The 11415-nt window shown below is 49.0% G+C and carries 14 protein-coding genes; 4 read left to right on the plus strand and 10 right to left on the minus strand.

From position 1 onward, the window contains the following. Positions 1–55: 55 nt before the first annotated feature. From Undi14_RS12955 to guaB, 7 genes are read right to left on the minus strand one after another with little or no spacing between them, the layout of a single operon-like run. Positions 56–973: an LD-carboxypeptidase gene (locus tag Undi14_RS12955; RefSeq protein ID WP_200180699.1), complete on the minus strand. Its 918-nt coding sequence runs from the start codon at positions 971–973 to the stop codon at positions 56–58. 9 nt (positions 974–982) lie between these two features. Further along, positions 983–1498, minus strand: coding sequence for a tRNA adenosine(34) deaminase TadA (tadA, locus tag Undi14_RS12960; RefSeq protein ID WP_200180890.1), 516 nt, complete (start codon positions 1496–1498; stop codon positions 983–985). A 23-nt stretch (positions 1499–1521) separates the two neighbouring features. Next, a complete protein-coding gene (gene queD, locus Undi14_RS12965) occupies positions 1522–1965 on the minus strand; it encodes a 6-carboxytetrahydropterin synthase QueD (protein WP_186885486.1) in 444 nt (147 codons plus the stop codon). Positions 1966–1972: 7 nt separating this feature from the next. Beyond that, entirely contained in the window at positions 1973–2608 is a 636-nt protein-coding gene (gene queE / locus Undi14_RS12970; protein ID WP_200180700.1) for a 7-carboxy-7-deazaguanine synthase, read from the minus strand. Between the two features lie 3 nt (positions 2609–2611). After that, positions 2612–4204: a glutamine-hydrolyzing GMP synthase gene (gene guaA, locus Undi14_RS12975; protein ID WP_200180701.1), complete on the minus strand. Its 1593-nt coding sequence runs from the start codon at positions 4202–4204 to the stop codon at positions 2612–2614. 3 nt (positions 4205–4207) lie between these two features. Then, the gene (locus Undi14_RS12980; RefSeq protein ID WP_200180702.1) at positions 4208–5254 is read right to left on the minus strand and encodes a GGDEF domain-containing protein; all 1047 of its coding nucleotides are present in this window, start codon (positions 5252–5254) and stop codon (positions 4208–4210) included. Positions 5255–5282: 28 nt separating this feature from the next. After that, positions 5283–6743: an IMP dehydrogenase gene (gene guaB, locus Undi14_RS12985; protein WP_186897269.1), complete on the minus strand. Its 1461-nt coding sequence runs from the start codon at positions 6741–6743 to the stop codon at positions 5283–5285. A 105-nt stretch (positions 6744–6848) separates the two neighbouring features. On the opposite strand from guaB, the gene Undi14_RS12990 reads away from it, so the two are divergent. Continuing rightward, positions 6849–7349, plus strand: coding sequence for a DUF4124 domain-containing protein (locus Undi14_RS12990; protein ID WP_200180703.1), 501 nt, complete (start codon positions 6849–6851; stop codon positions 7347–7349). A 15-nt stretch (positions 7350–7364) separates the two neighbouring features. Here Undi14_RS12990 and Undi14_RS12995 read toward each other — a convergent pair whose 3' ends face one another. Both Undi14_RS12995 and Undi14_RS13000 read right to left on the minus strand, forming a co-directional pair. Further along, a complete protein-coding gene (locus tag Undi14_RS12995; RefSeq protein ID WP_200180705.1) occupies positions 7365–7667 on the minus strand; it encodes an RnfH family protein in 303 nt (100 codons plus the stop codon). Continuing rightward, positions 7660–8091: a type II toxin-antitoxin system RatA family toxin gene (locus Undi14_RS13000; RefSeq protein WP_186897266.1), complete on the minus strand. Its 432-nt coding sequence runs from the start codon at positions 8089–8091 to the stop codon at positions 7660–7662. The genes Undi14_RS12995 and Undi14_RS13000 overlap by 8 nt, the downstream gene beginning before the upstream one ends. Before the next feature lie 111 nt (positions 8092–8202). On the opposite strand from Undi14_RS13000, the gene smpB reads away from it, so the two are divergent. Continuing rightward, positions 8203–8652, plus strand: coding sequence for an SsrA-binding protein SmpB (smpB, locus tag Undi14_RS13005; protein ID WP_186885633.1), 450 nt, complete (start codon positions 8203–8205; stop codon positions 8650–8652). 27 nt (positions 8653–8679) lie between these two features. Here the strand turns inward: smpB and Undi14_RS13010 are convergent, their stop codons facing one another. Beyond that, positions 8680–9012, minus strand: coding sequence for a hypothetical protein (locus Undi14_RS13010; RefSeq protein WP_200180707.1), 333 nt, complete (start codon positions 9010–9012; stop codon positions 8680–8682). Positions 9013–9254: 242 nt separating this feature from the next. Here Undi14_RS13010 and ompR point away from each other — a divergent pair, with 242 nt between their 5' ends. Further along, positions 9255–10025 (plus strand): two-component system response regulator OmpR, encoded by a 771-nt coding sequence (gene ompR, locus Undi14_RS13015; RefSeq protein WP_186885495.1) that lies wholly within the window; start codon positions 9255–9257, stop codon positions 10023–10025. Between the two features lie 18 nt (positions 10026–10043). Further along, the gene (locus Undi14_RS13020; RefSeq protein WP_200180709.1) at positions 10044–11408 is read left to right on the plus strand and encodes an ATP-binding protein; all 1365 of its coding nucleotides are present in this window, start codon (positions 10044–10046) and stop codon (positions 11406–11408) included. Positions 11409–11415 lie beyond the last annotated feature (7 nt).

The following is an 11415-nucleotide window of genomic DNA, read 5'->3' on the forward strand; positions in this document are numbered from 1 at the left end:
TTGGGCGGCTTTTTTATTCTGTCACGGCTTATTCCAGTAGCACTGAAACAAAAAATTACAACTGATAATCCATGATGAGTTGTGCCTGTTGATCAGCAACTTTTAATGTGGCCGCACTGCCGACAACCAGACTTGCGCGATCAGGAATATGCCCGAAAGGTAAGCCTGTAATCACCGGCACATCGACGACACTGCGCACGTAGTTGAGCATCTCAGAAAAATCATAGCCACGATCATGCGCGGCCAGCTGATAGCCAGAAAAATCACCTAATACGATCGCTTTTTGCTTTTCAAGAATACCTGCAAAATGCATTTGCAATAGCATGCGCTCTACGCGGTAAGGATGTTCGCCTATATCTTCCAGAAACAATATCCCATCTTCCACTTCTGTCCAGTATGGCGTTCCTATAATATGGGTCAGCATCGCCAGATTGCCGCCCCACAAACGCCCCTGCACTTCAATTGCAGACGACTCCGCACAAGAAAACCCGACCTGATGACGCTGATGAGAAATGCACTGAATGAATTGCGATAAGGTGTATTCCGACAGTTTGTCACTGGTGAAATCGCCGTACAGCATAGGCCCGGCAATACTGAGTCTTCCGCGCGCCAGCATAGCCTGATGCATTAAGGTGAAATCGCTGTAACCGACAAACACCTTGCCGCTATTCGCCAGCAAATCGAGGTCCAGATGCGGCAACAGCCGTGAAAAACCATAGCTGCCGCGCAACGCCATCACGATACTGACATCAGGGTTACTTGCTGCTGCGTGTAACTGCGCGACACGTTGCTCATCACTGCCACCGAAACGCTGAAATCGTTGTTCTGGCTGATAATAACTCTGCACGACAAAACCTTGCCGCTGCAGAGTGTCGAGACCGCGGACAACCGCAGCATCATCGAGTGGCCCGCCACTTGGTGCGACGACAGCAATGCCAACCGGCGCTTTTAATGTAGGAAGTGTGAATTGCATGATGTTCCGCTATTCGGGGACAGAGGGCGACACGGTCGCCCTCGCTTGTAATTTCTGAGCCGCTGCCGCCTGACGACGACTGGCAAAAAAATCTTTCAACAGTGCCGCACATTCGTCAGCGAGCACGCCTGGCGTCACTTGTGTGTGATGGTTTAACTGCGTCTGATCAAAGATATTCAATAACGATCCGGCGACCCCGGTTTTCGGATCCCGTGCAGCGAAAATCACACGGGACAATCTCGCATGCATCATCGCGCCGGCACACATCACGCAAGGCTCCAAAGTGACGTATAGCTCGCATCCGGGCAAACGGTAATTTCCGAGTACATCTGCGGCAGCGCGCAAGGCCATGATTTCGGCATGCGCGGTAGGGTCATGATCCACAATCGGACGGTTGTAGCCCGTTGCGATCACCACGCCCTCTTTTACCACCACAGCGCCGACCGGCACCTCCCCGGCCGCCCATGCGAGCTTTGCCTGCTCGTAAGCCAGACGCATAAATGCAATATCCGACTCAGCTTGCATGGTCGTCAACGCATCAGTCACGATCAGCCGTCTATCTCTGCCCAGCAATTAGGCGTTTCGTACAGAGTCACTTTGGTCAGTTTCAGACTACGACCGAAGCGATCATGGTAGACATCTTTGAGAATATCAAAAGCGATCTTCGCGAGGTTTTCAACGGTAGGAACGCGATCAATCACGACCGTTTTATGATCGGGAAGCTGCGCAAGAAAATTCTTAATCACATGATCGTTTTCATAAACGATAAAGGAATGATCCCACAGACCCACCAGATGCTGATTTGCCAGCGCCTTGATATCGCCAAAATCCATAATCATGCCGTTATCGGACTCACCGTCCTGTTGCACCACATCGCCAGTCAGCGTGATTTGCAAAGTATAGCGGTGACCGTGCAAATTACGGCACTGGCTGCTGTGATCGGGAATACGATGGCCTGCATCGAATTCCATTTTTCGGGTAATCGTTAACATGTAAAGCTTAAGGAATTTGTAGAAGTTTATGTGTCTGCAAACTCAGCTTCCATTGCGGATGCTGTTTGCAGAAATCAATTGCACGGCGCAGATTATCGTCTCTTAATGGCCCATCCATCGCTTGCACGAAGTAATGTTCAAAATCAAGATTGGCGTATGTCGCCATGTCCTGCCCGATTTGCGGAATCACGACCTTGATTTCATTGCCCTTGCGAACTACAAGCTCCGAGCCCATTTTGGGACTCACACAAATCCAGTCAACGCCTTCAGGTACAGACAAGGTGCCATTGGTTTCAATCGCAATTTCAAAGCCGACAGCATGCATCGCCGCAATCAGGTCTGCATCGAGTTGCAGTAACGGTTCGCCGCCAGTGAACACCACATATTTGCTGGCGGTATATGAAGTTGGCCACAAGGCATTAATCGCTGCAGCCAGATCTTGTGCAGATTTAAATTTATCGCCACCAACACCGTCAGTGCCGACGAAATCCGTATCACAAAACTGACAGACCGCTGATGCACGATCTTCTTCTCTGCCTGTCCATAAATTGCAACCGGAAAAACGGCAAAACACTGCTGGACGACCAGCATGATTGCCTTCGCCCTGCAAAGTGTAAAAAATTTCTTTGACACTATAGGTCACGTCTTATTCCCACTCAATTGTTGCTGGTGGTTTGCCGGAAATATCGTAGACAACGCGATTGATGCCACGCACTTCATTAATAATCCGGTTGGAAACCTTGCCCAATAACTCGTGCGGCAGATGTGCCCAGTGTGCGGTCATGAAATCCTGCGTCTGTACCGCACGCAATGCGACAACGTAATCGTAAGTGCGACCATCGCCCATCACGCCTACCGATTTCACTGGCAGGAAAACCGCGAATGCCTGACTAGTCGCGTCATACCAGCTGACTGGTTTTTCAGCGTTTGGATCAACGAAGTTCGTGCGTAATTCTTCGATAAATATAGCATCGGCTTTACGCAGCAGATCGGCAAATTCTTTTTTGACTTCGCCAAGAATGCGCACACCGAGACCAGGTCCAGGGAACGGATGACGATATACCATGCCATGCGGCAGACCCAGCGCAACACCGAGCTTACGCACTTCGTCTTTGAACAGTTCGCGCAGTGGTTCCAGCAGTTTCAGGTTCAGGGTATCCGGCAAACCACCGACGTTATGGTGACTCTTGATGGTATGCGAACCTTTTTTTCCCTTGCCAGCACTCTCGATCACGTCAGGATAAATCGTGCCTTGCGCCAGCCACTCGGCATTGCTCAGTTTGGCTGATTCTGCCTGGAACACTTCAACGAATTCACGGCCGATAATTTTACGTTTTGCCTCAGGATCGGTAACACCGGTCAGGTGGCCCATGAACTGCGCAGTCGCATCAACATGGATAACTTTGACACCGAGGTTTTTGGCGAACATGTCCATCACCATCTTGCCCTCATCAAGACGCAGCAAGCCGTGATCAACAAACACGCAAGTCAGCTGATCACCGATAGCGCGATGAATCAGCGCAGCAGCAACACTGCTGTCAACGCCGCCGGACAAGCCGAGGATCACTTCATCGGTACCAACCTGAGCGCGGATTGCGGCCACGGCTTCGGCGATGTAATCCGGCATATTCCAGTCAGATTTACAGCCACAGATTTCATGTACAAACCGGCCAATAATTGCCTCACCTTGCACAGTGTGCGTGACTTCCGGATGGAACTGGACAGCGTAAAAACGGCGCTCTTCGTCCGCCATTGCTGCAATCGGGCAGTTATCCGTCGATGCCATCAGCTTGAAACCCGGTGGCATTTCATTGACTTTATCGCCGTGACTCATCCAGACCTTCAGCATGCCGTGGCCTTCAGGTGTCACGAAATCATTGATACCGTTTAACAAGGCTGTATGGCTGCGGGCACGAACTTCAGCGTAACCAAATTCACGTACCAGACCATTTTCTACTTTACCGCCAAGTTGCTCTGCCATGGTTTGCATACCGTAGCAGATACCCAGCACCGGTACACCGGCGTCGAATACAGCCATCGGCGCGCGTGGCGTATCACCTTCGGTTACACTGCTAGGGCCACCTGACAGGATGATGCCTGCAGCGCCGTAATTGCGGATAAATTCGTCACTGACATCGTAAGGATGAACTTCAGAAAAAACACCGGCATCGCGGACCCGGCGAGCGATCAATTGAGTGACTTGAGAGCCAAAGTCGAGAATAAGAATTTTTGAGTGCATAAATCAAATCATCATGTCAGGTTGCCCGGGCGTAGCCTGTACAACAGTATTGTTTCCTGCTCTCTTTGCCGAGAGCAGGGCTTTTTCAGCTAAGCTGATTAATATTTCCGGATCCGCATCAGGGTACACATCAGTCGATGCCAATCCAACGCAAACCGTCAATGAAACTTCCGCGTTTTCTATCCATTCGGAATGCATCATGACTGACAGCCTGATTCTTTCTGCAACTGCCATCACGACCAAACGCGATGCTCCAGGCAACACAATCAGAAACTGATCGTTATCAAACCGCCCTAAAGCATCAAATGGACGAATACAAGAACGAATACGGCTCACCATTCGCACCAAGATCTGGTCAGTCAGAACCATGCCGTGTTTTGCCCGTAATTCAGCAATCTGATCCGGCAGTAAAAACAACAAGGACATTGGTTTGCCCGAATTGGCACAGCGTTCCATTTCCAGACGCAAAGAACGTATGATGGCAGGCTTGTTCCAGGTGCCGAGCAAGGGATCAACCAAGGTATCCCGCTTTAAGCGCCGGTTCTGCTTCATCAATTCAAGTTGATTCTGGCAAACGGCGCTCAACGCCAATTCCCGCTCGATCATAATCGCGAGATCAGCCAACAACAAGCGCTGCTCATCATCAAAAATGTGTGGCTGATAATCCAGCAAACGCAAACACGCCACCAGTTTGCCATCCTGACCGTAAACAGGAAACGAAGCAAAAAACCGGATCATTGGTGGCCCAGCAACAAAGCGGTGCTGCCCGAATTCGCCATGAACATTAAGGTCAGACAAAACCAACACTTCGTCACTCAACAGGAATTCGTCAGAAAACGCAGCTTCCATTTCAGTGATGGAACGCTCAGTAAGACCGGAGCGACCAACAACGCGACCAAATGTCACAAAACAATTGGCAACACCAAACAGCCCCATGCCCACACGTTCAAAGCGGGCAATTTTTGCTTCAAATTTTTCAGCTAATATTTTACTGAAACCAGAATTAACCTGAAGCGTTGTCAAACCAAAATCTGTCGAATTCAAAGACATGCAACACCCCAGGCGTATCGTTCAGATATTAATCGGCGCGATAATTCGGAGCTTCTTTCGTAATCTGCACGTCATGCACATGCGACTCACGCATACCGGCAGAAGTGATTTCAACAAACTCAGCTTTAGTCCGAAGATCTTCAATCGTCGCGCAACCGCAATATCCCATCGACGAACGGACGCCACCGACCAGTTGATACAGAATCGCCAGCACGCTGCCTTTATATGCAACACGACCTTCAATACCTTCTGGCACCAGCTTATCTGCGTTATTAGCCGCATCCTGGAAATAACGGTCAGCAGAACCATCCGCCATAGCACCCAGACTACCCATGCCACGATAGGATTTATAGCTACGTCCCTGGAACAGAATCACCTCACCCGGTGCTTCTTCCGTACCGGCGAACATACTACCCATCATCACGGTTGACGCACCTGCCGCCAATGCTTTGGACACGTCACCAGAGAAGCGAACACCACCGTCAGCAATACACGGCACACCTGTTCCTTTGAGTGCATTTGCCACATTTGCAATCGCTGTGATTTGCGGCACACCAACACCAGCAACGATACGCGTCGTGCAAATAGAGCCAGGGCCGATGCCGACTTTAACCGCATCTGCACCATGTTCAACCAGCGCCAGCGCAGCCGCAGCCGTTGCGATGTTGCCACCGATAACTTCAATATGAGGGTAATTGTCTTTCACCCAGCGAACACGATCCAGCACACCTTTAGAATGGCCGTGCGCAGTATCGACAACAATCACGTCCACACCCGCTTTTGCCAGCAGATCGATACGTTCTTCGTTATCGACACCAACGCCAACCGCGGCACCAACACGCAATTTCCCATGCTCATCTTTCGATGCAAATGGATGTTCTGTCGACTTCTGAATGTCTTTAACGGTAATCAGGCCACGTAACTCGAAAGCGTCATTCACAACTAAAACGCGTTCAAGGCGATGTTTATTCATCAACCGTTTTGCTTCCGCCAGGTCGGCCGTCTCATTGACACACACCAGCTTTTCACGTGGAGTCATTTTGGTGCGGGCTTCCGCATCCAGCTCCTGCTCAAAACGCAGATCGCGATTAGTGATAATACCAACGACAACTTTACCTTCAACGACAGGAAAACCACTGATACCGTGTTGTTGAGACAAGGCAATCACTTCACGGATTTTCATACCAGGTGGAATCGTGATCGGATCACGCAACACCCCGGATTCAAAACGTTTCACCTTCGCCACTTCACGCGCTTGCTCTTTGGCGGTCAGGTTTTTATGGATGATACCGATACCACCCTCCTGCGCCATGGCAATCGCCAGTCTGGCTTCAGTAACGGTATCCATAGCAGCAGAAACCAACGGTATATTCAAATGAATATTACGCGTCAATTTAGTCGCAAGAGAGGTATCTTTCGGGAGAATGTCCGAATATGCCGGAACGAGGAGCACGTCATCGAACGTGAGTGCTTTTTGAAGTAAACGCATACTATTTCCTATAGGCGCAAAAGTGAATTATACAGAAAACTTGCGAAGTAGTCTCGCTACGTGTAAAACTCTTGCATCTTTTGCCCTCTTTGAAAGAATGACTTCATGTTAAAACTCAAGCTTATCAGTGGATTTATCATTGCCACGCTCACCTGCGCAAGCGCTTTTGCTCAATATATATGGGTGGATGAAAAGGGCAATAAACAGTTTTCTGACACCCCTCCTCCGGCATCGACCCCAAAAAACCGTATCATTAAATCGCCAGGACAGTCAGCAACAAAACCAGCAGAACCCAGCGATACCGCGAGCGCATCAAAAGACGCGGCAAATGCGCAGCAAAAACCAATGACAACGTCAGCGAGAAACGAAGATTTCAATAAACGCCGCGCTGAACAAGCTGAAAAAGACAAGAAAGCAAGTGAGGATCAACAGGCCAATGCTGATAAACAGAAAAATTGTGAACGCGCAAGGTCGTATCAGAAAGTCCTGGAATCTGGACAACGGGTAGCGACTACCGATAAAAACGGTGAGCGCAACTACTTATCAGATGCACAGCGGGAAAAAGAAGCTGCGGATGTAAAAAAAGCACTGGCTGGCTGTCAGTAATTTCAGTAATGACCGTTACACTGTCAATTTTTGCTGTTTCTGCGCGCGCCGCCGCCTGGCTTCCATAGGATCGGCAAGCAAGGGGCGATAGATTTCCACCCTGTCGCCCTCATGAAGAACCGCGCTCTCATCTTTCAGTTTGCCGTAGACCCCTATTTTGAGGGTATTGAGATTCAGCTCAGGATGCCGCTCCAAAATACAACTGGAATCGATCGCCTGACGAACACTGGCACCAAGAGGCACACTGACATTGAGCAAACTGACAGCGTCACCGGATGAATAGCAAACCTGCACCTGAATTTTATTTTCATCAGGCATAAATCGCCTCCGCTCTGGAGCAAAATGAATCAACGAAACTATTTGCAATCTTGCTGAATACCGGACCAATCAAGTGTTCCAATAACTTACTGGAAAAATCATAATTGAGGTCGAACTCGATCTTGCAGGCATCCGGGCGCAATTCAGTAAACTTCCAGCCGCCAGTCAGTTGCCTAAACGGGCCATCTACGAGATTCATCTGCATAGAATGCGGCGGCTGATTGATATTTTTTGTGGTGAAGCTTTGTTTGATACCATGAAAGTTAATGGCAAGGGTTGCAATCAGATTCGTTTCCGATCTCTCTGCTACCTTAACCTCGCCACACCAAGGCAAAAATTCAGGGTATTTTTCGACCTGCTCAACCAGCGCAAACATCTGAGCGGCGCTGTATCCGATAAAAACTGTTTTATGTACGACTGCCATCTAAAGAAACCATTTGGTAGAATCACAGGTTCGCATTTTAACCGAGTCGCCACCGTATCGAAATTATCATAAGAAATTTTGAAACGGCAAGATAACCAATTTCCTTATTACATGAGTATTGCTGATAACAAAAAAGCTTTCCACGATTACTTTATCGAGGAACAATTCGAGGCAGGTGTGGTGTTGCAAGGCTGGGAAGTCAAAGCAATCCGTGCTGGACGTCTTCAATTAAAAGAAGCATACGTGATTGTGCGTAATGGTGAGATTTTTCTGTTTGGAGCACACATTGGTGCACTGCCAACCGCCTCAACACACATACATCCCGACTCGGTGCGTACACGCAAATTATTGCTGAACAAAGCAGAGATCAGCAAATTAATCGGCAAAGTCGAACGTTCTGGCTATACGATGGTGCCGCTCAACATGCACTTCAGCAATGGCAGAATCAAATGTCAGATAGGGCTTGCCAAAGGTAAAAAGCAACACGACAAGCGAGAATCAGAGAAAGAAAAAGACTGGCAGCGTGAACAGCAAAAGATAATGAAACAACATCGCCGCTAATATCGGCACAAGGTTTTTTCTGGCTGGCTATTTGGCGGCATCAAATTCTTGTTCAACGTCACGAATTTGCCGACGCAGCACCTTTCTCTCATCCACGCTGAGCTTATTTTTCTTGACATCAGCCAAAGGACTTTCACAGGAAGATGTAGCGGATATTTTTTTAAAACCGCAGTTTTTGTGTTTGTCCATCGTTGTCGCAGATAAAGAAACATCAGCAACACTGGCTTGCGTATGCTTTCCAGCGGAAAAGCCAGAGTTCGGATTTGCGGCTCCGGAGCCAGGCGACGGTATTGCGATCACGGAACCTATCGACAACAGCACCAGCAAGATGGCAAAAAATATAGCGAGAGCTTTATTCATTCACTGTTTTCAGTTTTTGCAGCATAGAATTTGATACCACCATTTTTTGCATCAGGCGCTTGCTCCAGTCAACTCTAACGACGGCAAAAAACAGAAAACGCATGACCAATGATCAGATTGTCATCGTAGTTTAATTTAATTACATTGTTATTCCTTTCCCATAGAAGTAAAGTATGTAACTCTTTGTAATCCTCTCTGCCTGACTGTTCCCAGGCGGTAACGATGCCAGTACCATTACAGACATGACAAATCTTCAAACACCTACAGAGAACACTCCGACTCCCGCCAACAACGCACCGAAAGCAAAAATTCTGGTTGTGGACGACGATTTACGACTCCGCGAACTGTTGCGGCGTTACCTGACCGAACAAGGTTTTCATGTTGTCGGGGCAGAGAATGCGCAGACCATGAATAAACTTTGGATGCGTGAACGCTATGATATGCTGGTACTGGATTTAATGCTGCCGGGCGAAGACGGGCTCGCCATTTGCCGCCGGCTGCGCGGTGCAGGCGACAAAACGCCTATCATCATGCTGACGGCAAAAAGCGAGGAAGTGGACAGGATTATCGGCTTGGAAATGGGAGCCGATGATTACCTGCCGAAACCATTCAATCCACGTGAACTGGTTGCCCGCATCAATGCCGTACTACGTCGCAAAGTACCGGATGAATTACCCGGAGCACCTTCCGACGGCCCACAAACATTTGCTTTCGGCGATTTTGTTCTGGATCTCGGCACTCGCACTCTGAGAAAAAACAACGAAGCTATCTCTCTGACGACTGGCGAATTTTCCGTACTCAAAGTCTTTGCCCGCCATGCGCGCCAGCCCTTATCCCGTGAAAAGCTGATGGAACTCGCACGTGGCCGCGAATATGAAGTATTTGACCGTAGTCTGGATGTGCAGATTTCACGTCTGAGAAAACTGATAGAGCCAGATCCATCCAATCCTTTATACATCCAGACTGTATGGGGACTCGGCTACGTCTTCATTCCGGAAGCAAGCAAGGAATAGCGTTCCCGCTGAAGACGTATGCGCTCATACCTGAATAGTCTCGAATGGCTGCGCAGCGGTCTTTTCTGGCGTACATTTTTTTTACTGGCCATCCTTGTGATGGCCAGTATGATGATATGGTTCGTCAGTTTCAAAACCCTTGAACGAACACCTCGCGCTCAGCAACTGACGGCGCAAATCACTTCCATCGTCACGATTACACGCGCTGCGCTGACACATTCTGCGCCCGAAAAACGCAAAGAGCTTTTGCTCGATCTGGCGCATAGCGAGGGAATACGGATTTATTTACGGAACGATGCCGACACCCTGGATAAACTTGAGCCCACCGTTTTTCTGACTGAATTCAGTGAGATGATGAAAACACAGCTGGGCAAAGAGACCCGTTTCGCCCGCTCGGTGAATGGTAATAGCGGATTCTGGATCAGTCTGGAGATCGAGGGCGATCATTACTGGCTGCGGCTGGATGAAGACCGGCTGGAGCCACCAACAACCTTGCCAGTACTCAGCTGGATCACTGCCACCTTGTTGATTACCCTGCTGGGTGCAGCAGTGATTTCTAAATTCATTAACGATCCCTTGTCCCGCCTGAGTAATGCGGCACGCTTACTCGCCCAGGGTAAGCAGGCACCGGCTCTGCCTGAACGGGGTCCGAAAGAAATTCGCGAAACCAATGCCAGCTTTAATAACATGGTTGCAGATCTGGCCAGAATCGATGCCGACCGCACCATCATTCTTGCCGGGATTTCACATGATTTGCGTACACCGCTCGCACGTATGCAACTCGAAGTGGAAATGGCCGATCTGGACGAACAGGCACGATCCGGCATGCAATCAGATCTGTCGCAAATGGATGCAATCATCAATCAGTTTCTTGATTATGCGAAACCGATCGACAGTCTTCGTTTTGATAAAGTGAATGTCAGCGAATTACTGAAACAAGTGATTCAGGAGTACTCAAGGGTGAACTACCTTCACCTGCATTCAGCGATTGCAACGGACATGTATATTTCAGGAAATGCGACAGAGCTCAGGCGACTGTTCAGCAACCTGATTGAAAACTCCTGCCGTTACGGAAAGAATCCGGACAAACTCAACACCGTTGTAGAAATTCAATGCAGCCACAAAACGAAAGGCAAAAAACAAGGTGTATTGATCAGTTTCCGGGATTACGGTGAAGGTGCTCCGAGCGACGATGATATCGGGCGTCTGCTGAAACCCTTTACTCGCGCCGATGTCTCACGCAGCCAGGCAAACGGTTCAGGTCTCGGTCTGGCGATTGTCGATAGGATAGTCCGCCGTCATCGTGGCAGATTAAGGATTTATAACCATGAACACAAAGGCTTTGTTGCCGTCATGATTTTTCCAGAAATGAAGTTCAAATAAAAAATCC

Origin of the sequence: Undibacterium sp. 14-3-2 (assembly GCF_016595265.1) — a bacterium.
GTDB classification, from domain to species: domain Bacteria; phylum Pseudomonadota; class Gammaproteobacteria; order Burkholderiales; family Burkholderiaceae_D; genus Undibacterium; species Undibacterium aquatile.

Bases quoted from the DNA above. Each gene is read 5' to 3' on its own strand.
- Undi14_RS12955 (WP_200180699.1), bottom strand. From the start codon at position 973: ATGCAATTCACACTTCCTACATTAAAAGCGCCGGTTGGCATTGCTGTC.
- Undi14_RS13020 (WP_200180709.1), top strand. From the start codon at position 10,044: ATGCGCTCATACCTGAATAGTCTCGAATGGCTGCGCAGCGGTCTTTTC.
- smpB (WP_186885633.1), top strand. From the start codon at position 8,203: ATGAGTATTGCTGATAACAAAAAAGCTTTCCACGATTACTTTATCGAG.
- Undi14_RS12995 (WP_200180705.1), bottom strand. From the start codon at position 7,667: ATGCCTGATGAAAATAAAATTCAGGTGCAGGTTTGCTATTCATCCGGT.
- Undi14_RS12990 (WP_200180703.1), top strand. From the start codon at position 6,849: ATGTTAAAACTCAAGCTTATCAGTGGATTTATCATTGCCACGCTCACC.
- guaB (WP_186897269.1), bottom strand. From the start codon at position 6,743: ATGCGTTTACTTCAAAAAGCACTCACGTTCGATGACGTGCTCCTCGTT.
- ompR (WP_186885495.1), top strand. From the start codon at position 9,255: ATGACAAATCTTCAAACACCTACAGAGAACACTCCGACTCCCGCCAAC.
- tadA (WP_200180890.1), bottom strand. From the start codon at position 1,498: ATGCAAGCTGAGTCGGATATTGCATTTATGCGTCTGGCTTACGAGCAG.
- Undi14_RS13000 (WP_186897266.1), bottom strand. From the start codon at position 8,091: ATGGCAGTCGTACATAAAACAGTTTTTATCGGATACAGCGCCGCTCAG.
- Undi14_RS13010 (WP_200180707.1), bottom strand. From the start codon at position 9,012: ATGAATAAAGCTCTCGCTATATTTTTTGCCATCTTGCTGGTGCTGTTG.
- guaA (WP_200180701.1), bottom strand. From the start codon at position 4,204: ATGCACTCAAAAATTCTTATTCTCGACTTTGGCTCTCAAGTCACTCAA.
- Undi14_RS12980 (WP_200180702.1), bottom strand. From the start codon at position 5,254: ATGTCTTTGAATTCGACAGATTTTGGTTTGACAACGCTTCAGGTTAAT.
- queD (WP_186885486.1), bottom strand. From the start codon at position 1,965: ATGTTAACGATTACCCGAAAAATGGAATTCGATGCAGGCCATCGTATT.